Genomic DNA, 23,411 nt, shown 5'->3' on the forward strand with positions numbered 1-23,411 from the left:
GTGAGGGCGAGACGCGAGGGGCGGGGCGACGTCGCTCCCGAAGAGGGCCGCCTGACGTCCTGCGCGGCGCAAGACCCGAGGCGGCGCCCACCTGTCACCACGGGGATCCATGCAGCCGCCGCACCGCGCTGGCAGGCAGGTCCGGCGAGCCTGCGCGACCCGCCCGGATCGGCTCAAGCGCCGCCTTGCCGGTCGCACCAGGTGCGGCGATGCCGCAGACTGCCGATCAGGAGCCAGGCCAGCCACAGCAGTGGCAGGGCCACATACCCCAGGCCTGCAAGCCCATGGAGCCAGGCGAGCGGCCCTTCCAGGAGGGATCGCGAGAGCGGACAGGCGTCCATCAGCACCGGCACGAGGAACATCTCGAACACGAACCAGGGGGGGCCGATCAACACCAGCGCGAGAGCGGGCCCCCCCACCAAGCGGGCTGCGCCCGACAGCGTGAAGGCCAATCGTGACGACGGGCGCTCCTTGAAGGACAGGGACACGAGCGCCGGCACGAGCACCGGCGCCAAGCCGAACACGGCCCATGCCCAGAACGCTTCGGGCATGCGCTCGTACAGGGTGCCCAGGGTGTCTGCGAGGGGACTCATGGGCCCGCAGCCTACCCTGAAACAGGCGGGTGATCCCGCGCGATGTCGGGCACGGCGGGCGACGTGCCGGGCCCGACGCGGAACGACCGGGCCTGCCGCGTCGGGCAGTCGGCCGCCAACCAGCGGACGACGTGGTGCCCCCGCGCCCGCATCGCCATGTCGACCGCCAGCGCATGTTCGTCGCCCACGGAGGTGGACATCAGCAGCCTCACCGGCTCACGCCCCTTCCTGCGGCGGCGAGTGCTCCGATCGAACGCCGGCTGCCTTGGCTTGTCATGCGATCCCGAATCCAAGGGTGCGTCGCCCTGTCGGCGAAGCTGGCATTCCTGAACTGGGCGTCTTTGCACCCACCTAACTCGCTAGATGACCACCATGGAATCGCACCAAAAGCCGGCGCCATCCTTCCCATGACCGCAGCCCCATCGCCGCCAAATGCCGACAATGGCGGGTGATTCCTGCTGATCGCGGCCTCGATCGCGGTAGCTTTCGGGCCGCCTTCGGGACGCCTTCCGGCTTCCCCCAGGCCACGCCCGAGGCCTCCCGACGATCGCCAGGATGCTGATCGCACCCGCCCCGCCGGGCCACCGCCATCTGAGGTTAAACTGCGCCGATCGAGGATTCGTCCAACCGGACGAAGCGATAGAGGGGGCGCTTGAGGGCATGCAAAGGCCACGAGCCCCGTGAGGAATCTGGGCCCCTGGGTGCCCGGATACAGGAGGACCAGCTGTATCTCTGGTCAGGTTGAGAAATCAAATGCAAACCAAGACTCAAGAAATCCAGGCCCTGAATCAGGCCGAGATCGACGCCGTGTCCGGCGGCATCATCGGTGTCGTCGTCGTCGTGGTCGCCAGCGCCCTGCTGGGCGGCTGCGCCACGGTCAACGGCCCGAACAACAGCAACCTGAAGAAGGACCAGAAGTAATCTCTTGCTTCTGAATCAGACGAGGCCCTTCACGGGCCTCGTTTTCCATCCGCCTGGCCTGTCGATCCCCGCCTGACAACTCTCCCGAACGCCCCATGAAGCCGACTGCCGCTCTGCGCCGCCTCCCGCTCTGGATCGTCGCGGCCGTGGCCGCGCACTTCCTGCTGCTCACGTTCTGGTTCCTGCCTGCCTATCTGGTGCAGCCCGGCAATCTGCGGTCGTCGATCTACCACGTCAGCTACTCGATCGCCTCGCGCCTCGTGAACCTCAGTGACCTGACCCTCACGGTCGGCAAGACCTGCAGCAGCGACCGCGCTGTCTGCCGGGATTCCTACATCCTCGAAGGCGATCTCGAATCCGGCGACGGCGAGCGCTTCGTCGCCAAGCTGGACGCCGCGCTGAAGCAGCATCCCGACATCCGCCTGATCTGCCTGAACTCCAAGGGCGGCTACAACCAGGAGGCGGCCACGATCGCCCGGCACATCAAGGCCAGCGGCCTCGACACCTGCGTGGGCGACCTCCCGCTGGGCCCGCTCGAGCTGCAGCAGCCGGGCGTGCGCTACACCGCCACCTGCGAATCCGCCTGCGTGATGCTGCTGCTGTCCGGCCGGCACCGCATCGCCATCGGCGATCGCTTTGCCGTCGGCCTGCATGCCACCAAGGCGCTCATCGAAGTGCAGAAGCCGGGTGAGGAAACGGCGGCGGGCCCGGGCCAGGCCGCGTCCGGCCCGGTGAACTTCACCTCGGACCTCGCGCTGAAGGACGTGCAGACCCAGTACGACGGCGCCCTGCAGGTCAGCGAGGCCGAGGTCCGGGCGCTGGTCCAGGCGTCTTCCCTGACGCCCGGCTCCCGCATGTACTACCTGTCCCGGGAGGAGCAGGCGGCGCTCCATCTGTTCACCGAGCGCCTCACGGCGCCCTGAGCGGCCCCGGCCCGCACCGGGGCGGCCGTCGCCTACAGGTGCCGCGCGAAGAAGCGCACGACGCGGCCGCGCGCCTGGTAGGCCTGCTCCACATCGGGCTTGAAGTGGACCGTCGGCAGCACCCCGGTGCGGAAGTAGCTGCCAAGATCGGCGAAGGGGTCCGTGACCGTCATGGGCACCATGAGGCGGTCCCAGCCGTGCGTGGCGCCGGGATAGGCGTTCACGCTGACGATCCCGCCATGGCCCGCGTTGGCCGCACGCGCCAGCGCTTCGCAGGGGCCGCTGCCCTTGTCGTAGTCATCCAGCGAGCCGACCTGCAGCAGCACCGGGGCGCCGGTGAGGTTCAGCCACTGCACGCCGTACTGTGCCGGCGTCGTGTGCATGGCGCCGGCCAGGGCGGCGTTGTTCCAGGCGTAGCAGACCGGGTAGTGCGCCACGTGGGCCTTGAAGGTCCGTCCTCCGCCGAACTGCCCCGCATAGAGCCGCTCCGCCGTCCCCATGCTGACGAGTCCGCCCCAGGAGAAGCCCAGCACGCCGACGCGACTGCCATCGATGCGCGGCTGCTGCGCGAGGAACTGCAGGGCCGAGAAGGCGTCGGGGTAGGTCAGCACCGGGGCGGTGGGCCGCTGCGCCGCCGTGGTGACGCCGCGCGCCTGCCACATGTCGATCTGCAGCGTCGCGATGCCGGCGGCGTTGAGGGCCGACTCGTAGAAGTCCCCCCGCGCGTCCACACCGGCCGAGCCGTGCAGGATGAGCACCGCCGGCAGCTTGCGATGGCCGTGCCGCGGCACGGTCAGCTTGCCCTGGATCGTCAGGGGCGAGCCCGGCGATGCGAGATTGGGGGACGGGAACTGGACGAAGGACACTTCGCCCGGCACCACCGGCGCCGTCAGGGCCTCCAGCAGCGCAGCGGGGGACTCCGCCCGCGCCGGGGTCGATCCCAGCGCCGCCACCGCGGCCACCGCCGCCAGACCTGTCACCTTGAGCCATTGCCACGCCATGTCTGCCTCCGTTCAGATGGGGAATGCGCCGGGGGACTCCCCGGCGCTGACGACAAGCTAACACCGAGCGTCGCCGCCCGCCCTCCGGGCAAGTCTGTAGCCTTGAACGGGGGCGCGTCACGGCCGCACAATGCCGTGCCGATCCTCCTGGAGCCTCCCATGACCCTCCGCCTCGCCGCCTGCAGCTGCGGCCAGCTCACCGCCCGCGTCACGGCGGAGCCTGTGCGTGTCTCCGTGTGCCACTGCCTGGCCTGCCAGCGACGCACCGGCGGCCCCTTCGCGCAGCAGGCCCGCTTCCCGCGCGAGCAGGTCGAGGTGGCCGGTGAATCGACCACCTACGTCCGCGTCGGCGACGAGGGCACCCGCGCCCATTTCCATTTCTGCCCGCGCTGCGGCGTGACGGTCTGGTACGCGCCCGAGGCCTTTCCCGACTTTCTCGTCATCCCGGTCGGCGTCTTCGCGGAGCCCGGCTTTCCCGCGCCGACGGTGTCCGTCTACGAGTCCCGCAAGCACCCTTGGGTGGTGATGCCTGCCGGGGCGGAGCACTACGACTAACCGAATTTGTCAGCGCCCTTCCACACAGCGCCGCCGGCCGACGGACCGGCGGGACGCTCACAGGCTGCGCAGGGGCGCCTGCGCGACGCACTTCAGCAGGACGTCCGCATCCACGGGCTTGACGAAGTGCCGGTCGCAGCCGGCGCTGAGGGCCCGGGCCCGGTCCTCCTCCTGACCGTAGCCGGTCAGCATCAGGAGGGTCACGCCGGCCATGGCGGCGCGGCCACGCAAGGTGCGCGCCACCTGGTAGCCGTCCTGGCCCGGCAGGCCGACGTCGAGGATGACCACGTCCAGGATCTGGCGCTCGGCCAGCTCGAGGGCGCGCGGTCCGTCATGCGCCAGCCACACCTGGTGCCCGTGCAGGCGCAGGATCGCCCCCAGCATCTCGGCGGCGTCGATGTTGTCGTCCACCACCAGCACCCGCCGACAGGACGTCTCACGCGCCGTCGGCACCGGCTCGGGCACCAGGGCGGCGGCCGGCGCCCGGGACGCGAGCAGCGGCAGGCGCACGGTGAAGGTGCTGCCCCGCCCGAGCCCGGGGCTCGAGGCACGGACCTCCCCGTGATGCAGCTCCACCAGCTGCCGCACCAGCGTGAGCCCGAGACCCAGCCCTCCCTTCGAGCGATCCAGGGTGCGGTCGGCCTGGCTGAACAGATCGAACACATGGGGCAGCATGTCCGCCGAAATGCCGACCCCGGTGTCACTGACCTGCACCTCCACATGGCCGTCGTCCGCATGGGCCGCGACCCGGATCGTGCCCCCCTCGTCGGTGTACTTCGAGGCGTTGTTCAGCAGATTGGCAAACACCTGGGTGAGCCGCACCAGGTCCCCGTTGAGCAGCAGCGGCTCATCCGGCAAGGCCACCTGCAGCGTCTGGTTCCGCGCCCCGATGGACGCCTGGCTGACTTCCAGCGACCGGGCGATGACGACGCTCAGCTCCACCGGCGCCAGCGCGAGCTCGGTCTTGCCGCGCGCGATCCGAGCCACGTCGAGCAGGCTGTCGAGCAGGCGACGCATCGCCTCGGTCTGGCGCTCGATGACGCCGACGGCCCAGGCCGAGGTCTCGGGCGCGACGTCCTCGCATGCCAGCAGCTGGGCGGCATGGCGGATAGGCGCCAGCGGATTGCGCAGCTCGTGCGCCAGCATGGCCAGGAAATCGTCCTTTCTGCGGTCGGCGTCGAGCAGCTCGCGCTCGGCCAGCTTGCGGTCCTCGATGTCGAGCATCAGGGCGACATAGCCGGCGAACTCGCCGTCGCCGCCGGCATAGGGCACGCTGATGGACCGCGTCCAGCGCGGGGCCCCGTCGGGCCGGCTCAGGCGGATGTCGATCTCCAGGCGCGCCTGGGCGGCATAGGCCTGCGTCTGCGCGGACAGGTAGCGCTGCCGGTCCTGCGGATGGACATACTCCAGCCAGCCGGAGCCCAGCAGCATCTGCGGCGTCGCGCCGGTGAACTCGGTGCAGGCGCGATTGACGAACTGCGCGCGGCCGAACCGGTCCTCCACCCGCAGCAGCACCGGGATGTCATCGGCCAGACGACGGAAGCGGACCTCCGTCTCGATGCGCCGCCGCTCGGTGATGTCACGCTCCGTGGACAGCAGCGCCGACACCTCGCCCTGGTCGTCGCGCAGCGCGGACATCACCACCGACACACAGACGCCCTGGCCGCCACGGGCCTGCCGCAGCGTGTCCGCGGGGCCCGCGGCGCCGTCCTCCCAGGCCTGCGTCATCAGCTGCCGGCTCTGCTCGTGGCACTCGGGCGGCGCCAGATCGAAGACCGTCAGCGTGCAGGCGTGCGCCGCCGGGTGGCCGTACAGCCGCTCGGCCCCCTTGTTCCAGTTCAGGATGGCGCCCTGCCGGTCCAGCGTGATGACGGCGTCATTGGAGTGGTCCAGCACCGAGGTCAGCTGCCGGACCTGCTGTGCCGCCTTGCGGATCACGGTGATGTCCGTGAAGGTCGCCACGACGCCATCGACCTCGCCCGCCTGCGTGAGGAAGGGCTGCAGGCGGCGCAGGTACAGCCGGCCTTCCGGGCCTCGGACCTCGGCATCCACGGTCTGGCGCGTGGTGAACGTGCGGAGCGCCTCCTGGACGAACTGGGGATCGTCCACCCGGCTGGCCATGTCGCTGAGCAGCCGCCCCTCGTCCCCCGGGCGCAGGCTGAAGAGCCGGGTGACCGCGGGCGTGAAGCGGCGGATGCGCATCTCGCGGTCCAGCAGGATGGCGGCCAGCGCCGTGCTCTCCAGCAGGTTGGCCAGGTCGTCCGCATTGCGGGCGACTTCGATCATCCGCTCCTCGAGCTGCGCGTTGACGGTGGACAGCTCCTCGTTGAGCGACTGCAGTTCCTCCTTGGAGCTCTCCAGCTCCTCGGCCGATGACTGCAGCTCCTCGTTGAGCGACGACGCCTCCTCGCTGGCGAGGCGCAGCTCCTCGTTGCTGCGCTCGGCATCCTCCAGCGCCTGCGACAGCTCCCGGCGGCTCTCCTCGATCTCGCCGGCGACGTCGATCGCGTGCAGGTCCGACGGGAGGGGCAGGTCCGGCGTGCGGTCCGGGATCGTGAAGGTCACCACGAAGGCGCCATGGCCGGCCTTGCCCTGCACGGCCTGCGCATGCATGACCACCAGCCTCGTCGCCGCGCCGTCCCGCAGGGCGATGCGCCGCGACGTGGCCACGCCATCGGCGCACACCTGGCGCATCAGCAGGCGCATGGCGGGGCGCAGCTCCTGGCGCACATTGCGCAGCAGCTCTTGCGTGGCGTCTCCCTGCGGCGCGAGGAAGCTGCCGGTGTCGCCCTGGTAGAACAGCGCGCGCCCTTCCCGGTCCACGAGCACGGCGGCGCAGGCCTCCCCGCCCGCCAGGTGCTGGCGCAGGACCTCCGCGGCCGCCAGCGGCTGCTCGGACTCGCGGCGCATCGACTCCGGCACCGTGTTGCGGGACGCCACGAAGCCGCGCGGCAGGTGCGAACGACCGGGAAGGCGGCGGTACAGCCGAGGCAGACGGGGCTCCGGCTCGAACAGGCTGCCGTGCCCCGTCAGGGACTCGGCCTTGCCGAACCAGAGGAAGCCTCCGGGCCGCAGCGCGAAATGGAACAGCTGCACGATGCGGTCCTGGAGCGACTGCTCGAGGTACATCAGCACATTGCGGCACAGCAGCAGATCCAGCCGCGAGAACGGCGTGTCACGCATCAGGTTCTGCGGCGCGAACATCACGCTTTCCCGCAGCGGCTTGCTCACGACATAGCTGTTCTCGCGGCGATCGAAGAAGCGGGCCAGCCGCGCGGGGGACACAGTGGCGTCAATCGAGGCCGGATAGACCCCTCGACGAGCCGCCGCCAGCGCGTCCAGATCGAGGTCCGTCCCGAACACCTGCACCGCCGCCGGCAGGCCTCGCTGTTCGAGCGCCTCGATCAGCAGCATGGCGATGGAGTAGCTTTCCTCGCCCGAGGAGCAGCCGGGCGTCCACACGCGCAGCGGAGGATCGTCCGCACGACGCCCCTCCAGCAGGGCCGGCAGCGCGACCTCCGCCAAGGCATCCCACGCCTCGCCGTCGCGGAAGAAGGACGTCACGCCGATGAGGAACTCGCTGGCCAGGTCGGCCGTCTCCTCGGGCGAGTCGCGCAGCAGCTGCAGGTACTCGCTCAGGTGCTCGCATCGCGTCTGGACCATGCGCCGGCGCAGCCGCCGGCCCAGCATGCCCTGCCGGTACAGCTGGAAATCATGACCCGTGCGCTGCAGCACCAGCGCCAGCACCTCCTGCATGAGCGCAGGGACCTGGGCCGCGCCCCCGTCGTCAGGGGCGGCGAGCAGTTCCGGCACCTGCGGCTGGTGCTGCAGGAAGGTCGCCAGGGCCTGGGCCATGCCGGGCGGCGTCATCACCTCATCGACGGCCCCGGCATCGATCGCGCTTTGCGGCATGCCCGGGAATTCAGCGGTGGCGGGGGTCTGCGCCAGCGTCCAGCCGCCGTTCGCCTTGATGGCCTTCAGGCCCGCGGTGCCGTCGTGGTCGGTGCCGCTGAGCACGATGCCCACGGCCCGCGGGCCGACGTCCTGCGCCAGCGCCGCCATGAAGTGGTCGATGGGCCGGAAGGACGCCGCCTTGTCGACCGGGCGGTCCTCGAGCGTCAGCACGCCGCCCTGCACGCCCATCCAGCGCCCCGGCGGCATCACGTGGATGTGCCCGCCTCGAAGCACATCGCCGTCCCGCACCTCCTGGGCAGGGAGCGGACCGGCCCGCCTCAGCAGCTCCGCCAGGTAGCTGGTGTGCTGCAGCGGCAGGTGGGTCACCACGACGAACGACATCCGCTCGTCCACCACCAGGGCACTGAACAGCGCGCGCAACGCATCCAGGCCTCCGGCCGAGGCCCCCACCGCGACGACGATCGCCTGCGCGGCATCCGATGCGGGCGGCGACGAAGGGGGAGAGGGATCAGGGGGCAGGGTCATGGGGAGTCCAGGGGGAGCAGGCAACGCGCAAGGTGCCGATCGCCCCGCAGGCCGCAGGCCGTAGCAGCAGCCCCGATACCGTGCACTAGGAGCGGCACTCTACTCTTGTCAAGACGGGATCGCTGGCATTTCTGCCATGCGCGACAGGCCCCCGCCGGGCACGGCACTTGCCCTGGGCATCCGGACGCCCCCGGACCCCTGCCATGCCCGACCTTCAGCGACGCCTCTTCCTCACCGTCCGCGACGGAGCCGCCTTGGCGACCAGCCTCGCGCGGGATGCCGGCCAGCCCGCGGGCAAGGCTGCGGCGCCGGCGTCCTACCGCTTCTGCACCCCGGACGAGGAGGCGGTGATCGAGGCCGGCGAGCGGCGCTACCGCGACGGTCCGTGGGCCCCCGGCCTGCCGACCCCGGGCTGCCAGCTGCCCTTGACGCCGGCCCAGTTCTTCCGCACCGCCTGGCGCGGATGGCAGGCGTGGCTCGCCGGGCGCGCTCAGCCGGGCTTCGCGCAGCGCTGGACGGGGCTGCCGGGGCCGCTGGCATGAGGCGCGCCCGGCGTCTGCTCGAGGCCCTCGCCTTCACGCTGGCGATGGTGCTGGGCTTCATGCTGGTGGTCGGCCTGAGCGGCTGCGAGCGCAGGGCCGCTCCCTGGGCCGGCGCACCGGCGAGCGCGCCCTCCTCGCCCCTGTCACCCTCCTCGTCCTCCGCGCCCTCGGCGCCCCCCCGGCCCGCTGCCGCCGCCTCCCGCCAGTGAATCCACGCCCAGCCTGGCGGACCTGGACGCCGGTGAACGCCGGGCCGGCGGCAAGCTCACGAGGCCGGGCCGAAGCACTGATCGAAACGTGCCATCGTGTAGGCGAGCCTCGCTTCGGACAGGCCGAAAAAGGCACCGAGCGCGTCTCTCGGCAGGTCGAAGTGAACCGAGAACGTCTGGGGTTCGGGCGGATACGTGTGCGCCGAGGGCTGGCCCTGGCCGTGATGCAGCGTCTGCCCGTCGATCTCGACATGGATCCCCGCCGCGCTGTAGCGGACCCGCATCTCGAAGGCCGTCACGGCGTGGTTCTCGTAGCCGTCCGCCGCCGAGCCCACGCTCACCCAGCCCAGATGCTCGCCACGCACCTCGTAGTGAAGGCCCCGGACCATCAACGCGGGATCCTGCACGAGCAGCATGGCCGGCGTCACGGGGATCAGGGCGACGTAGGGCGAGCTCATGCTCGGCGGGTGCGGCGCCATCGAGAGCGTCTCATCCAGGCTCACCGCGACCTGGGCCCCCCTGGGCACGCCATCCACCCGCAAGTGGCCCTTGAATTTTCCGGTGCTATACATCGCTCGCCCTCCTCGCCCCGTGTGGGCGTCTGCTGTCTGTCGAGCGCCTCACGATAGCAGCCGCCTCGCACACCGGCAGACGCGATAGCACCTCTCATCAGGTCCACAATCGCACCCCGGCGCCCTCCCCTCGGGCGCGCCTTGCCGCTGCCCCCATGTCGAACGCCCATCCTGCCGCTGCTCTCCCTTTCCGCGCCGACCTCCAGGGCCTGCGCGCCGTGGCGGTGCTGGTCGTGTGCCTGGCGCATGCCGGCGTGCCGGCGCTGGCCGGTGGGTTCGTGGGCGTGGACGTGTTCTTCGTGCTGTCCGGCGCCCTGATCACCGGCCTGCTGCTGCGGGAGCTCGAGCAGGCCGGACGCATCGACTTCCTCGGCTTCTATGCCCGGCGTGTGAAGCGCCTGCTGCCGGCGATGCTCACCATGCTGGCCGTGTCCTTCGCCGCCGCCGCCGCCCTGCTCTCGGACACCGAAGCCGCCGCGCAGCTCGCCTCCGCGCCCTACGCCGCCACCTGGGTGAGCAATCTCTACTTCGCGTTCGCCAAGTTCGGCTATTTCGAGGAGCTGGCGGCGCGGGACCTCTTCATCCACACCTGGTCGCTGGCGGTGGAGGAGCAGTTCTACCTGGTCTGGCCGCTGCTCCTGACCCTGCTCCCCTGGCGCTCCCCGACCGGCACGGCGCGGGGCCTCGCGGTCCTGGGCGCGGCGGGGCTGGCTGCGTCCCTCTACTGGACGTACAAGCGCCCCGAATTCGGCTTCTATCTGATGCCCTCGCGCAGCTGGCAGTTCGCGCTGGGCGGCCTGGCCTACCTGGCCGCCTCCCGCCCGGACCTGCGCCGCGCGCTGACGCCGCCGCGCGCGGCGCTGGCCTGCGGGCTGGGCCTGGGCCTGATTCTGGCCAGCACCGCCCTCCTGCACCCGCGCCTGGCCTATCCCGGGGCCTGGGCCCTGCTGCCTTCGCTGGGCGCGGCGCTGCTCATCGCCGGCGGGCCGGCCCTGGGCGCGCGCCATCCGCTGGCGCACCCGGCGCTGGTCTGGCTGGGCGACCGCTCGTATGCGCTCTACCTCTGGCACTGGCCGGTGCTGGTCCTGGGTTTCGCGCTCGGCTACGAAGGGCAGCCGGGGCCGACGGCGGTCCTGGGCCTGTTTGCCCTGCTGCTGGCCATGGTGAGCTACCGGTGCGTGGAACTGCCGTTCTGGAAAGGCCGGGCGAGCCACGGTCCGGCCCGGCGCACCCTGCTGCTGGGCGTGCTCGCGGTGGTGGTGGCGCTCGCGGGCGGCCTGACGGGCCTGCGTGCGCTGGAGCCGCCGCCGAGCGGGGCCGCCGACGCCGCCTCGGCCTGGCGGGGCGACGCTCCCGTGATCTACCGCCAGCATTGCGATGCCTGGTACAGCCATGCACGCGTCGAGCCCTGCGTGTTCGGCCCCGAGACGGCCCAGCGCACGGTGGTGCTGCTGGGCGACAGCATCAGTGCGCAGTGGTTCTCGCTGGTGCAGGGGATCTTCGCGCCGCCGCAGTGGCGCGTCGTCGTGCTCACGAAGTCGTCCTGCCCGATGCTGGACATCGACATCTTCTACGAGCGGATCGGCCAGACCTACCAAGTGTGCACCGACTGGCGCCATGCCGTCCTGCAGGACCTGGCCCGGCTTCGCCCGGATGTGATCGTCATGGGCGGCGTGGCCTCCGAGCGTTTCACGCCGGAGGATTGGGTCGAGGGCAGCACGCGGGTGCTGCAGCAGCTCAGCCCGGCCGCGGGCACCATCCTGCTCGTCCCGGGCACCCCCCGGCTCGGCTTCGACGGCCCGGGTTGCGTGGCCCGCCACCGCGCGCCGGACGGCACGATGCCCGCGGGCGCCTGTCAGGCCGACGGGGCCCTGGCCGAGGTCGCCCCCGTGACGCGCCACCTGGCGACGGCGGCGGCCCGCTTCCGCAATGTGCACCTGCTGGACCTGAACGACCTCGTCTGCCCGGGCGGCCGCTGCCGCGCCGTCAGTGCCGACGGCGTGGTGGTCTTCCGCGACGGACAGCACCTGACCGACCGCTTCGTGCGCTCACTCATCCCCGCGGCACGGCCGCGCTTCGAGCAGCAGGTGCCGGCCCTGGGCCAGCCGTGACTCCGGCGAGGCCCCGGGCGGTGACGGCCGCTCAGTAGCCCAGCGTGAAGCGCTGGCGCGGGAACTGCGGCTGCTCGGCCTCGGCCACCAGGGCCGCGGCGAGATCGGCCACGGTGATGCGCGACTGCCCGGCGGCGTCGAACACCGGCTCATCTCGACCGAGACGGTAGACGCCCGTGCGCTCGCCCGGCTCCAGGTGGATGGCGGGCGACAGGAAGGTCCAGTCCAGGCCCCCCGCCGTCTTCAGGCGGTTCAGCGCCTCGCGGGCGGCCAGGGCGCCGGCCTTCCATTCGGCCGGGAACTCCGGCGTGTCCACCAGTTGCACGCCGGGCGCGATGTACAGGCTGCCGGCGCCCCCGACCACCAGGAGGCGCGCCACGCCCGCGGCCTTCACGCCGGCCAGGATGGCGTCGCTGCCGCGCAGGAACTCGTCGTGCAGGTCGGCATGGCCCCAGCCGGGGTTGTAGGCGCTGATCACCGCGTCCACGCCGCGCACGGCCTCGGTCACGGCGGCGGCGTCGGTGACGTCCGCCCGCACGGTCTGCAGACCCGGCTGCGCCGCGAGCTTGCCCGGGTCACGCACCAGGGCGCGCACCTCGTGGCCCCGGGCCAGCAGTTCCTTCAGCACGGCGCTTCCCACAAAGCCGGTGGCGCCAATCAGGGCGATCTTCATACGATGTCCTTTCGTCGGTGCGACCGTTCCCGGCGGGGGCCGGCGGCCGCGGTGTTGCGATGGGATGAACTTTAGAAACTTCACGATGCCGCGATAAGACGGCAGAATTCGCCAGCACTGTTTAGAAAAACTTCATGCTGGACCAGTTGAAACGCATGGCCGTGCTGGCCACCGTCATCGAGCAGGGCAGCTTCGCCGGCGCCGCCCGGCAGCTGCAGACCAGCACCTCGGCCGTGAGCCAGCAGGTGCGTGCGCTCGAACGGGACATGGGCGTGACCCTGCTGCACCGCTCCACCCGCAAGCTCAGCCTGACACCCGCCGGCACGCGCTTCCACGAGGGCTGCGCCGCCATGCTGGCCGCCGCGCGCGACGCCCAGTCCCAGCTGCACCAGCTGCGGGACGCCCCCGAGGGCGAGCTGCGCATGACGGCGCCCGTCGGCTTCGCGCGGCAGCTCGGCCCGGCCCTGGCGCCGCTGCTGGCCGCGCACCCGGCCCTGCGCCTGCATCTGGAGGTGGACGACGGCTTCACGGACCTCGTCGAGAAGCGCATCGACCTCGCCATCCGCTTCGGCCGGCTGCCCGACAGCAGCTGGGTCGGCACGCGCATCGGCGAGAAGACCGTGTCGCTGTTCGCCGCCCCGGCCTACCTCGCCCGGCACGGCGTGCCCGAGCTCGGCACCCTCGCCGCCCACGACTGGCTGCTGCTGCGCGCGGAGGCCTCCAGCCACCACCGAGTGCCGCTGCCGGGCCCGGGCAGCCCGATGATCGAGGTCCAGGCCCGCGCGACCAGCAACAACCAGCTGAGCCTGCAGCAGCTCTGCGAGGCCGGCCTCGGGCTGGCCCTGCTGAGCCCCGGTGATGTCGGCGAGGCCGCACAATCCGGACGCCTGATCGGCCTGCTGCCCCAGCTGGCATGGCCGACCCTGCCGATCCATGCCCTCACCCCGCAGCGCGATGCGCAGCCCGCCAAGGTGCGCCATGCCATCGCCGCGCTGCGGCAGTTCTTCCAATCGACGGAACCGACCTGACGCCATGCGTGATGACTCCCCCGCGGCGACCGCCGCGCAAGACCCGCCCCCCTCGCTGCCGGACGGGCCGCTCACCGGCCTCAAGGTGCTGGAGCTGGGCCAGCTGATCGCCGGCCCCTTCGCGGGCAAGACCCTGGCCGACTTCGGCGCGCGCGTCATCAAGGTCGAGCCCCCCGGCAGCGGCGACCCGCTGCGCCAGTGGCGGTTGCTGCACGAGGGCGAGAGCGTGTGGTGGCAGGTGCAGAGCCGCAACAAGGAGAGCATCACCCTCGACCTGCGCGAGCCAGGCGACCGCGCCCTGGCACGCCGCCTGGCGGCCGAGTGCGACGTGCTCATCGAGAACTTCCGGCCCGGCCTGATGGAGGAATGGGACCTGGGCTACGAGACGCTGGCCGCCGACAACCCGGGCCTCGTCATGCTGCGCATCAGCGGCTTCGGGCAGACCGGGCCCTACCGCGACCTGCCCGGCTTCGCCGTGGTGGCCGAGGCCATGGGCGGGCTGCGCCACCTGATGGGCGAGCCGGGCCGCCCGCCGGTGCGCGCGGGCGTGAGCCTGGGGGACACGCTCGCGGCGCTGCACGGCGTGATCGGCGTGCTGCTGGCCCTGCAGGCGCGCCAGCGCACGGGGCGCGGGCAGGTGGTGGACGTGGCGCTGTACGAGTCGGTCTTCAACTGCATGGAGTCCCTGCTGCCCGAGTACAGCGCCTTCGGGGCGGTGCGTGAGCCCGCCGGCTCGGCCCTGCCCGGCATCGCGCCCAGCAACGCCTACCGCTGCGCCGACGGCCAGGTGGTGATCGGCGGCAACGGGGATTCCATCTTCAAGCGCCTGATGACGGCCATCGGCCGCGACGACCTCGGGCAGGATCCCGGCCTCGCCGGCAATGCGGGCCGTGCCGCGCGCGTGGACGCGCTCGACGCCGCCATCACCGCCTGGACGGTGCAACGGCCCGTCGACGAGGTGCTGCGCGTGCTGCAGGCGGCACGCGTGCCGGTGGGCCGCATCTACACGGCCCGGGACATCGCCGAGGACCCGCACTACCGGGCCCGCGGCATGATCGAGACGCTCACCACCGGCCGGGGCCTGCGCCTGGAGGTGCCGGGCATCGTCCCCAAGCTCAGCGACACGCCGGGGCGGCTGCGTCAGCTGGCGCCCAGCCTCGGTGAGCACAATGCCGACGTCCTGGGCCCGCTGCGCGACGCGGCAGCCCAGGCCAGCAAGACCTGACCCCACGCACGGACGTCATGAACCTCAGCCCCGCGGCCTGGGCCCGCATCCTGCCCTTCCTGCTCTTCCTGGGCCTGCTGGCCCTGCGCGGCGCCATGGCCGACCTCGGCTGGCTGGATGCGCGCTGGATCTACGCCCTCAACCTGCTGCTGGTCGGCGGCCTGCTGGCCTGGAGCTGGCGCAGCTTCGGGGAGCTGCACCGCCAGAACCGTCCGCAGGGCCGTGAGGCGCTGTGGAGCGTGCTGGTGGGGCTGCTCGTGTTCGTGGCCTGGATCCAGCTGGATGCGCCCTGGATGCAGATCGGCGAGCCCACCGCCGCCTTCGTGCCCCTGCAGGCGGACGGCCGGCTCGACTGGGCGCTGATCGCCGTGCGCTGGCTGGGCGCCGTCGCGCTGGTGCCCGTCATGGAGGAGCTGTTCTGGCGCAGCTTCGTCATGCGCTGGCTGGAGCACCCGCAGTTCGAGGCCGTGCCGCCGCAGCGCGTGACGCTCAAGCCCGTCGTGCTCTCCACCTTCGCCTTCATGCTGGTGCACCCGCTGTGGCTGGCCGCCATCGTCGCCGGCGCGGCCTATGCGGCGCTGTACGTGCGCACCGGCCGCCTCTGGAATGCCGTCATCGCGCATGCCGTCACCAATGGCGCGCTGGGCGTGTGGGTGGTGGCCACGGGGCACTGGCAGTTCTGGTGAAGCGACCGGGCCGGCGGGCCGCCGGGCCGTTCAAGCGCCAGGCATGCGCCGGCCCAGCCCCCAGATGCTGGCCATGAGCAGGACGGCGCCGACGTACTGCAGGGGGCCCAGCGCCTCCCCCAGCAGCCACGCGGACAGCAGCACGGCCGTCAGCGGCTCGATGAGCGTGGCCACCGTCAGGGCCGTGGCGGAGATGCGCGCCGCGCCCCAGCTGAAGGCCAGCAGCGCCAGGGCCGCGGTCACCACGCCGAGGTAGAGGTACCAGGCCTGGGGCGGCAAGCCGTCGGGCCACTGCAGGGGCCGCACCCAGCCGTACAGCCCCATCGTCACGGCCGCGACCAGCGTCATGCAGGTCGCGGCGGGGCCGGCGCCCAGGCGCGTGGACAGCCGGCCGCTGGTCAGCGAGAAGCCGGCGAACAGCAGCGCGGACACGAGCGAGTAGCCCACGCCCGCCAGCACATCCGCCGCCGGCACGGCCTGCGACGGCCCGTGCCGCGAGACGACCAGGCCCGTGCCGAGCAGCGCCGCGCCCAGCACGAGCACCCGCGCCGCATCCAGCCGCTCCCGGCCGCGCAGCACGCCGTGCAGGCTCACCAGCACGGGCGGCAGGCACAGCGCGATCAGGGTCGGCACGGCGGCGCCCATGCGCTCGATGCCGAGGAACCAGCACAGCACATAGCCCGCCATGGCCACGCCCGCGCCGACGAGGGGGCGCCACAGCGCGGCGATGTCACGCCCGGGCAGGCGACGGCCGAAGACCAGCAGCAGCACCGCCGCACCGATCGCGAATCGCCAGAAGGAGATCGAGGCCGGCGTGAAGCCGTGCCGGCTGACCAGCAGGTTCACCACCAGGGCGCCGGTCCCCCACAGAACGCCGGCCCCGCAGGCCGCCGCCATGGCCAGCGTCGGGCGTCCGGGCGGGCGCAGGGGGTCGGACAGGGGCTGCATGGCGCGGGGCGACGGCGGCTCAGGCCCGCACGCCCGGCCGGCGCTGCAGGTGCTGGAAGCGCTCGAACAGCCAGCCGCGCATGCCCATCAGCAGGGTGTACTGGCGCTTCTCGGCATCCGGCAGCTTCTGGTCCAGCAGGTGCTGGCGGGCGAAATCCTCCGCCACGCGCTGCAGGCGCTCGTTGAGCTCGCGGGCCTTGGACGGTGCCAGCTGGCCGTGCACCAGCATCAGCAGCTCGCCCTCGCCGTCGAAGCCGCCGGCGTAGAAGTCCTGCATCACCTCCTCGCGGAAGTACTGCATCACGGGCCCCTGCGGACGCCAGCGGAAGGTCTTGGCGACCTGCAGCTTGTAGCGGTTGAGCGGGCGCAGCTCGATGATGCCCAGGCGGTCCAGCTGGACGAGGTACTTCGTCACCTCGGCCTCGTCGAGCCGGTAATGCGCGCTGATCTGTTCCACCGTCCACTGGCTCAGGCAGCAGATCGCCATCAGCAGGAGCTTGTCGTCCGCCACCACGGCGCGCTCCTGGGCGAGGGTCAGCTCCTTGCGCAGCGGCGCGGCCGCGACCAGCCGGCGCGAGAGCTCGGCGAAGTCGCAGCGCAGCACGCGGCAGATCTCGTCGACGCGCGACAGCGGCATCTCGCCGCCCGCCGCGAACATGCGCTTGACGCTGGACTCGGACAGGTCCAGCGCCTGGGCCAGCTGGCCGTAGCTGATGGACTGGGCCTTGAGTTCGGCCTTGATGACGGCCAGGAGGGCGTGTGTGCTCGACATGGGCGCTACGGTAGCAGGTGGCGGTACCGCCGGTGAAGCGGCATGGCACCGAGGCGCAAAGCACCCGCCCGTGCGCCGGCCGCCGGCCAGCATCCCGCCCATGAATTCGCATGAGCACCCTCCCTTCCTGCCGGGCCGCCGCCGGCTGCTGTGCTGCGGGGCCGCCGCCGCCGCGGGCTTCTTCACCAGCCTGGGCGCCGAGCCGGCGCGGGCCGCGGACGCCTCGACCGGGCGTGAGGCCGGCCTCGACGCCCAGCTGGACGACGAGACGGCCACGCTGCTCGCCCGCTGCTGGGAGGGCATCGCCCCGGCAATGCTCTGGGACGTCCACGCGCACCTGCTGGGCAATGGGGACAGCGGCAGCGGCTGCCGGCTGAACCCGGTCATGGACCAGTGGTGGCACCCCGTGGAGCTGCTGCGCAAGCGGGTGATCCTGGACGCCGCCCAGGCCCGGCCGTCCGCGGGCGGCAGCATGGACCGCGCCTATGTGCAGCGCCTGCGCCAGCTGGCCGACGGCTTCCCGCCGGGCGCACGCTGGCTGCTCTATGCCTTCGACGAGGCGCTGGACGCGCAGGGCCGGCCGCGGCCCGACTGGACGACCTTCCACACGCCCGACGCCTACGCCGAGGCCGTGTCCGCCGCGCGGCCGGAGCGCTTCGGCTGGGTGGCCTCCATCCATCCCTACCGGCCGGACGCCCTCGCGCGCCTCGCCCGGGCCCGTGCGGGCGGCGCGGTGGCGCTCAAGTGGCTGCCCAGCAGCATGGCCATCGACCTGCGCGATGCCCGCCTGCGTCCCTTCTACGACGCGCTGGCCGCCCACCGGATGCCGCTGATCGTGCACTGCGGCGAAGAGCACGCCGTGCCCGGCGCGGGTCGCGAGGACCTGGGCAACCCGCTGCTGCTGCGCGAGCCGCTGCGCCACGGCGTGCGCGTGATCGCCGCCCATTGCGCCTCGCTCGGCCGGGCGCTGGACCTGGACCGCCCGCGCCCCCGCCGTGCGCCGGCCTTCGCGCTCTTCGCGCGCCTGATGGACGAGGCGGACGGTCGCGAACGGCTGCTGGGCGACGTCTCGGCCGTGTTCCAGTTCAACCGCGAGCCGGAGGTCTGGCACACCCTGCTGCAGCGCGAGGACTGGCACGGGCGGCTGCTGCACGGCTCGGACTACCCGCTGCCCGCCGTGCGCCCCCTGCACCGCCTGGGCCGCCTGGTGGCCGCCGGGGTGCTGCATCCGCGGGACGTGGCCCCGCTGGAGGCGCTGCGCGCCCACAACCCCCTGCTCTTCGACTTCGCCCTCAAGCGCCGGGTGCGCTGGCAGGGCCAGGCCTTCAGTCCGCGGGTTTTCGCCAGCGCCCGGCATTTCGAGGGCGGGGAGGCGTGAGGCGATACTTCGCCGGCCGGCCGGAAGCACTTGTCACAAACAAGGAGGCCCGGGCCCCAGCGCCGGCGCACCATGGGCCCAGCGACCTCCGGGAGGATCACATGTCACCGACCCCATCCATCGTCCGCCGCGACACGCCCGCCTGGCGCCTGCAGGTGTGGATCTCATTCGGCCTGAGCGTCAGCCTGTGCGGCATCGGCCTGGCCTGGCTGCCAGGCGAGGACCTGGACCGCGCCTTCATGGTGATGGGCTACATCTTCTGCCTCTCGGCCGCCTTCGTGCTGGCCAAGTTCATCCGCGACAACCAGGACAAGCCGGTCGACACGCCCATGTGGAAGATGGTCGTCTGGAGCGCCTTCGTGCTGGCCATGGGCCTCACCGGCTGGGGCCTGTGGCGCATGGACATCCAGCCCGTCTGGAAGGCCTACCTGCTGGTGAGCTGGCTCTACCTGATCTCCAACGTCTTCACGCTGGCCAAGATGCTGCGCGACGCCCATGACGCCGACCTCGCGGAGGCCCGCTACCACGGCCGCCGCCAGGCGATGCGCGAAGACGTCGACGCCACGGCCTGACCGCCCTCCCCGACGCCGCCCGCGGCGAAGAAAGGACGTCCATGACTGCCCTGCCCCCCCCCAGCACCTCGCGCGGACCCGCACGCAGGACCTCGCGCCTGCTCGTGCGCGGCCTGCTGTGCGCCGCCCTCGGCCTGCCCCTGACCGGCCGGGCCCACGATCCGTCCGCGGACCTGAGCCTCGTGTCCATGCTGCCCGTCGCCGTCTCGGTGGCGGCGCCCGTGGCGGTGCTGTCGGCCGGGACGGTGCTGACCGTCGTCGCCGTGGAGGCCAGCGCCGAGGGCTCGGTGTGGATCCTGCAGCGGGCGTCCGACGGGGCGCGCGTCAGCATCCGCTTCGCCGGCAAGGTGCTCAAGGGCACGGCCGCATCGGTCGGGGCGGCCGTGGCGGTGTCGGTGATCGCCACCGGCACGGTGCTCTCGGTGGCGGGCGAGGCGATCTGCTTCATCCCCAACGAGATCGGCGCCTCGCTGCTCTACAACGAGAAGGTCAGCAAGTGAGGGCACCCGCCACCGCCCTGCTGCTGGCCGCGGTGGTGACGGCGGCCCAGGCGGGGCGGCCCTGCGAGGAGAAGCCCCTCACCCGGGCGCAGGTCGAGCAGGGCATGGCGCTGGCGCAGCGCACGGCCCAGCAGCTGGACGCCAGCGGCGCGCAGGTCGTGGTGCTGGCGCGGGCCGGGCAGGATCTCTCGCAGTACGGCCTGCAGTGGTCGCACCTGGGGCTGGCCTACCGCACCGAGCTCGCGGGCAAGCCCGCGTGGCGCGTGCTGCACAAGCTCAACCACTGCGGCACCGCCGAGGCCGCGATCTACCGCCAGGGCCTGGGCGAGTTCTTCCTGGACCGCCCGCACCGCTACGAGGCGGCCTACGTCGTCCCCACGCCGGCCCTGCAGCAGGCCCTGCTGCCGCTGCTGCGCGAGCCGGCCCGGCTGCTCGCCCTGCACGAGCGGCGCTATTCCATGGTCGCCTACCCCTGGGCGACGCGTTACCAGCAGAGCAACCAGTGGGTGCTCGAATCCATCGCCCTCGCGGCCGACGCCTCGCTGCACGGCCGTGCCCAGGCCCAGGCCTGGCTGCGCGCCCATGGCTACCAGCCCAGCGACCTGCGCATCTCCACGCTCTCACGCCTCGGGGCGCGCGTCGGCATGGCCAATGTGGCCTTCGACGACCACCCCAATGCCAAGCGCTTCGCCGGTCACATCGAGACCGTCACCGTCGATTCCATGTTCGCCTGGCTGCCCCGCGCCGGCCTGGGTGAACGTGCCGTCCTCATCCAGCCCTGAAGAAGTCCGCCATGTCTGACGCTCCTGACTCCACCGCTGCACACGCCCACGGCAACCAGTTCAGCCTGCTCGGCCAGCGCCGCTTCGCGCCCTTCTTCTGGACGCAGTTCCTCGGCGCGGGCAACGACAACCTCTTCAAGTTCGCCTTCACGGTGCTGATCACCTACCAGCTGCAGCTCTCCTGGCTGCCGCCGGCCCAGGCCGGTCTGGCGATCGGCGCGCTGTTCATCCTGCCCTTCGTGCTGCTCTCGGCCACCAGCGGGCAGCTGGCCGACAAGCTGGAGAAGGCCGGCCTGATGCGCCGCATCAAGGAGCTGGAGATCGCCATCATGGCCCTGGCCGCCTGGGGCTTCTGGACCACCAACGTGCCCGTGCTGCTGGCCTGCGTCTTCCTGATGGGCCTGCACTCCACGCTCTTCGGCCCGGTCAAGTTCGCCTACATGCCCCAGCACCTGGACGAGCGCGAGATCACCGGCGGCAACGGCATGGTGGAGATGGGCACCTTTGTGGCCATCCTGCTGGGCAACGTGGCCGGCGGCCTGCTGATCGCCACGCCCGAGGTCGGCCGCCACCACGTGGCCATCGCGGCCCTCGGCCTCGCCGTGCTGGGCCGCCTCACGGCACAGATGATTCCGCACAGCCCGTCCACGGACCCCGGCCTGAAGATCAACTGGAACCCCATCACCGAGACCTGGCGCAACCTGGTGCTGGCGCGCGAGCAGCTGGCGGTGTTCCGCTCGCTGCTGGGCATCTCGTGGATGTGGTTCTTCGGCGCCGTGTTCCTGGCCAACTTCCCGGCCTTCGCCAAGGAGGTGCTGCACGGCAACGAGCAGGTGGCCTCGCTGCTGCTGGTCGTGTTCTCGGTGGGCATCGGCACGGGCTCGCTGCTGTGCGAGATGCTGTCGCGCCGCCATGTCGAGATCGGCCTGGTGCCGCTGGGCGCCATCGGCATGAGCGTCTTCGCGCTGGACCTGAGCGCGGCCTCGCAGGGCCTGCCGGCCGTGGCGCAAGCCCTGACCCTCTCGGAATTCCTGGGCCAGCATGCCCACTGGCGCGTGCTGATCGACCTGTGCCTGCTGGCGCTCTTTGCGGGCCTGTACAGCGTGCCGATGTATGCGCTGATCCAGATGCGCTCGCAGCCCAGCCACCGCGCCCGCATCATCGCGGCCAACAACATCCTGAACGCGCTGTTCATGATCGCCAGCTCGCTGATCTGCGGCGTGCTGCTGGGCGCCGGCCTGAGCCTGCCCCAGCTCTTCGGCCTGCTGGGCCTGGCCAATGCGGTGGTGGCGCTCTACATCTTCCTGGTGGTGCCGGAGTACCTGCTGCGCTTCTTCGCCTTCTGCCTCTCGCGCCTGATCTACCGCTTCAAGCTCAAGGGTGACGAGCACATCCCGCTCAAGGGCGCGGCCGTGCTGGTGTGCAACCACGTCAGCTTCATCGACGCCGTGCTGGTGATGGCCGCCAGCCCCCGCCCCATCCGCTTCCTGATGGACCACCGCATCTTCCGCATGCCGGTGCTGGGCTGGCTGTTCCGCCTGGCCAAGTGCATCCCCATCGCGCCCCAGAAGGAGCATCCCGCCATCTACGAGGCGGCCTTCAAGGAGGCGCAGGCCGTGCTGGCGGACGGCGAGCTGCTGGGCATCTTCCCCGAGGGTGGCATCACCCGCGACGGCCAGCTGCAGCCCTTCAAGGGCGGCATCATGAAGATCCTGGAGGCCCAGCCCGTGCCCGTGGTGCCGCTGGCGCTGCAGAACCTCTGGGGCTCCTTCTTCTCCCGCGTGGAGCAGGGCCAGGCCATGGTGCGGCCCTTCCGCCGCGGGGTGTTCAGCCGTGTGGGGCTGGTGGCCGGGCCGGCCATGGCGCCCGACCAGGTGACGCCCGAAGCCCTGCAGGCGCGCGTCAGCCAGCTGCTGGCCCGCTGAGCGCCGGCGGCGGGCCCCCCGCCGCGCTGTTGCGGCCGGGTGACGCCACCGGCACCGTCCGTGCCAGACGCCGACCGTCCGGGCGGGAAAAGTCGCGCTTTTGCCGGGCCGTGTCTTTCACCGCGCGCAGGCTTTGCCGCATCATGGGGCCTTCCCGGCCAGCCCCCGAGGTGATGCATGCCCCGCGCCCCGCTCCCTGACCCCGCCCGCCGCCAGCTGCTGCGTCAGCTGGGATCGACCGTCGGCCTGGCCGCCCTCGGCGCGCCCGCCCTGGCGCAGGAGAAGGTCTACAACTTCTCCCCCGTCAACCAGGCCAGCATCCCGCTGATGGCGAGCTACTGGAACCCGATCATTGCCTACGTGTCGGAGAAGAGCGGGGTCAAGCTGGCGCTCAAGCTGGGCCGCACCTCCGCGGACACCACGAGCTATGTGCTCGCGCAGGAGGTGGACTTCGTCTTCAGCAACCACCTCTTCAGCCCGGAGCGCGAGCAGCTGGGCTGGCGGGTGTTCGGCCGTCGCCAGACGCCGCCCATCCACGCGCAGATCATCGTGCCGGCGGAGTCGCCCATCAAGGAGCTTGCCCAGCTCGAGGGCAAGGACGTCGCCTTCCCCGGCCCCGAGGCGCTGGTGGCCTACAAGTTCAACTACGCGCAGCTGCTGAGCCGCAAGGTCAATGTGCGCGTGGTCTTCGGCGGCAACATGGACGGCGCGCTGACGCAGCTCTACAGCGGCAAGGTCGCGGGCTGCGGCGTCAACTCGCAGCTGGCCGAGAGCCATGCCCGGCGCGAGGGCAAGGCCTACCGCGTGCTGTGGAGCTCCGATCCCCTGCACGACCTGGCCCTCATGGCGTCATCCCGCGTGCCCGACAAGGAGCTGCAGGCCGTCGCGCGCGCCTTCGTGAACATGCACAAGGATCCCCGCGGCATGGCCATCCTGGAGCAGGGCTCGCAGGCGCTGGGCCTGACGGGCGAGGCGCACTTCATCGCCTCGGACGGCAGCGAGTACGCCGCCTACCGCCGCTTCTACCAGACGGCACCGGCCTCGCTGCGCTGAAC

At 71.8% G+C, this 23,411-nt stretch carries 22 protein-coding genes; 15 read left to right on the top strand and 7 right to left on the bottom strand.

The window, feature by feature from the left end:
* Positions 1-173: 173 nt before the first annotated feature.
* Positions 174-593 carry a hypothetical protein gene (locus QRD43_RS01845; RefSeq protein ID WP_285980767.1) on the bottom strand — a complete coding sequence of 140 codons (420 nt, stop codon included), beginning with the start codon at positions 591-593 and terminating at the stop codon, positions 174-176.
* Positions 594-1,346: 753 nt separating this feature from the next.
* Here QRD43_RS01845 and QRD43_RS01850 point away from each other — a divergent pair.
* Both QRD43_RS01850 and QRD43_RS01855 read left to right on the top strand, forming a co-directional pair.
* On the top strand, positions 1,347-1,514 hold the full coding sequence (locus tag QRD43_RS01850) for a hypothetical protein (RefSeq protein WP_285980768.1): 168 nt from the start codon (positions 1,347-1,349) through the stop codon (positions 1,512-1,514).
* 95 nt (positions 1,515-1,609) lie between these two features.
* On the top strand, positions 1,610-2,437 hold the full coding sequence (locus QRD43_RS01855) for a hypothetical protein (RefSeq protein WP_285980769.1): 828 nt from the start codon (positions 1,610-1,612) through the stop codon (positions 2,435-2,437).
* Between the two features lie 32 nt (positions 2,438-2,469).
* Here the strand turns inward: QRD43_RS01855 and QRD43_RS01860 are convergent, their stop codons facing one another.
* On the bottom strand, positions 2,470-3,438 hold the full coding sequence (locus QRD43_RS01860) for a dienelactone hydrolase family protein (RefSeq protein ID WP_285980770.1): 969 nt from the start codon (positions 3,436-3,438) through the stop codon (positions 2,470-2,472).
* 159 nt (positions 3,439-3,597) lie between these two features.
* Here QRD43_RS01860 and QRD43_RS01865 point away from each other — a divergent pair, with 159 nt between their 5' ends.
* Positions 3,598-3,993 (top strand): GFA family protein, encoded by a 396-nt coding sequence (locus QRD43_RS01865; RefSeq protein WP_285980771.1) that lies wholly within the window; start codon positions 3,598-3,600, stop codon positions 3,991-3,993.
* 57 nt (positions 3,994-4,050) lie between these two features.
* Here QRD43_RS01865 and QRD43_RS01870 read toward each other — a convergent pair whose 3' ends face one another.
* Positions 4,051-8,433, bottom strand: coding sequence for a chemotaxis protein CheB (locus QRD43_RS01870; RefSeq protein WP_285980772.1), 4,383 nt, complete (start codon positions 8,431-8,433; stop codon positions 4,051-4,053).
* Between the two features lie 203 nt (positions 8,434-8,636).
* Between QRD43_RS01870 and QRD43_RS01875 the strand changes: the two genes are divergently transcribed.
* Both QRD43_RS01875 and QRD43_RS01880 read left to right on the top strand, forming a co-directional pair.
* Entirely contained in the window at positions 8,637-8,975 is a 339-nt protein-coding gene (locus tag QRD43_RS01875; protein WP_285980773.1) for a hypothetical protein, read from the top strand.
* A complete protein-coding gene (locus tag QRD43_RS01880; RefSeq protein WP_285980774.1) occupies positions 8,972-9,184 on the top strand; it encodes a hypothetical protein in 213 nt (70 codons plus the stop codon). The genes QRD43_RS01875 and QRD43_RS01880 overlap by 4 nt, the downstream gene beginning before the upstream one ends.
* Positions 9,185-9,240: 56 nt before the next feature.
* On the opposite strand, the gene QRD43_RS01885 is transcribed toward QRD43_RS01880, so the two are convergent.
* Positions 9,241-9,756 carry a hypothetical protein gene (locus QRD43_RS01885; protein ID WP_285980775.1) on the bottom strand — a complete coding sequence of 172 codons (516 nt, stop codon included), beginning with the start codon at positions 9,754-9,756 and terminating at the stop codon, positions 9,241-9,243.
* 155 nt (positions 9,757-9,911) lie between these two features.
* Between QRD43_RS01885 and QRD43_RS01890 the strand changes: the two genes are divergently transcribed.
* Positions 9,912-11,867, top strand: a complete 1,956-nt coding sequence (locus tag QRD43_RS01890; RefSeq protein ID WP_285980776.1) for an acyltransferase family protein — start codon at positions 9,912-9,914, stop codon at positions 11,865-11,867.
* A 31-nt stretch (positions 11,868-11,898) separates the two neighbouring features.
* Here QRD43_RS01890 and QRD43_RS01895 read toward each other — a convergent pair whose 3' ends face one another.
* Entirely contained in the window at positions 11,899-12,540 is a 642-nt protein-coding gene (locus QRD43_RS01895; RefSeq protein ID WP_285980777.1) for an NAD(P)-dependent oxidoreductase, read from the bottom strand.
* A gap of 134 nt (positions 12,541-12,674) precedes the next feature.
* Between QRD43_RS01895 and QRD43_RS01900 the strand changes: the two genes are divergently transcribed.
* Genes QRD43_RS01900 through QRD43_RS01910 form a run of 3 tightly spaced genes read left to right on the top strand, consistent with a single transcriptional unit; the run spans position 12,675 to position 15,479 of the window.
* Positions 12,675-13,568 (top strand): LysR family transcriptional regulator, encoded by an 894-nt coding sequence (locus tag QRD43_RS01900; RefSeq protein WP_285980778.1) that lies wholly within the window; start codon positions 12,675-12,677, stop codon positions 13,566-13,568.
* A 4-nt stretch (positions 13,569-13,572) separates the two neighbouring features.
* Positions 13,573-14,793, top strand: coding sequence for a CaiB/BaiF CoA transferase family protein (locus QRD43_RS01905; protein WP_285980779.1), 1,221 nt, complete (start codon positions 13,573-13,575; stop codon positions 14,791-14,793).
* Between the two features lie 17 nt (positions 14,794-14,810).
* On the top strand, positions 14,811-15,479 hold the full coding sequence (locus tag QRD43_RS01910; RefSeq protein WP_285980780.1) for a CAAX prenyl protease-related protein: 669 nt from the start codon (positions 14,811-14,813) through the stop codon (positions 15,477-15,479).
* Between the two features lie 30 nt (positions 15,480-15,509).
* Here QRD43_RS01910 and QRD43_RS01915 read toward each other — a convergent pair whose 3' ends face one another.
* Positions 15,510-16,427 carry a DMT family transporter gene (locus QRD43_RS01915; protein WP_285980781.1) on the bottom strand — a complete coding sequence of 306 codons (918 nt, stop codon included), beginning with the start codon at positions 16,425-16,427 and terminating at the stop codon, positions 15,510-15,512.
* Between the two features lie 19 nt (positions 16,428-16,446).
* Positions 16,447-17,199, bottom strand: a complete 753-nt coding sequence (locus QRD43_RS01920; protein ID WP_285980782.1) for a helix-turn-helix domain-containing protein — start codon at positions 17,197-17,199, stop codon at positions 16,447-16,449.
* Positions 17,200-17,299: 100 nt separating this feature from the next.
* Between QRD43_RS01920 and QRD43_RS01925 the strand changes: the two genes are divergently transcribed.
* From QRD43_RS01925 to QRD43_RS01950, 6 genes are all read left to right on the top strand, one after another.
* Positions 17,300-18,577, top strand: coding sequence for an amidohydrolase family protein (locus QRD43_RS01925; RefSeq protein ID WP_285980783.1), 1,278 nt, complete (start codon positions 17,300-17,302; stop codon positions 18,575-18,577).
* Positions 18,578-18,678: 101 nt separating this feature from the next.
* On the top strand, positions 18,679-19,149 hold the full coding sequence (locus QRD43_RS01930) for a YiaA/YiaB family inner membrane protein (protein ID WP_285980784.1): 471 nt from the start codon (positions 18,679-18,681) through the stop codon (positions 19,147-19,149).
* Between the two features lie 41 nt (positions 19,150-19,190).
* Positions 19,191-19,649 (top strand): hypothetical protein, encoded by a 459-nt coding sequence (locus QRD43_RS01935; protein ID WP_285980785.1) that lies wholly within the window; start codon positions 19,191-19,193, stop codon positions 19,647-19,649.
* Complete coding sequence (locus tag QRD43_RS01940; RefSeq protein ID WP_285980786.1) at positions 19,646-20,431, top strand: DUF2145 domain-containing protein; 786 nt, start codon at positions 19,646-19,648, stop codon at positions 20,429-20,431. The genes QRD43_RS01935 and QRD43_RS01940 overlap by 4 nt, the downstream gene beginning before the upstream one ends.
* 11 nt (positions 20,432-20,442) lie before the next feature.
* A complete protein-coding gene (locus QRD43_RS01945) occupies positions 20,443-22,356 on the top strand; it encodes an MFS transporter (protein WP_285980787.1) in 1,914 nt (637 codons plus the stop codon).
* Between the two features lie 177 nt (positions 22,357-22,533).
* The gene (locus tag QRD43_RS01950) at positions 22,534-23,409 is read left to right on the top strand and encodes a phosphate/phosphite/phosphonate ABC transporter substrate-binding protein (RefSeq protein ID WP_285980788.1); all 876 of its coding nucleotides are present in this window, start codon (positions 22,534-22,536) and stop codon (positions 23,407-23,409) included.
* Positions 23,410-23,411: the final 2 nt, after the last annotated feature.

This window comes from Roseateles subflavus, assembly GCF_030285365.1.
Taxonomy (GTDB): Bacteria; Pseudomonadota; Gammaproteobacteria; order Burkholderiales; family Burkholderiaceae_C; genus Roseateles_B; species Roseateles_B subflavus.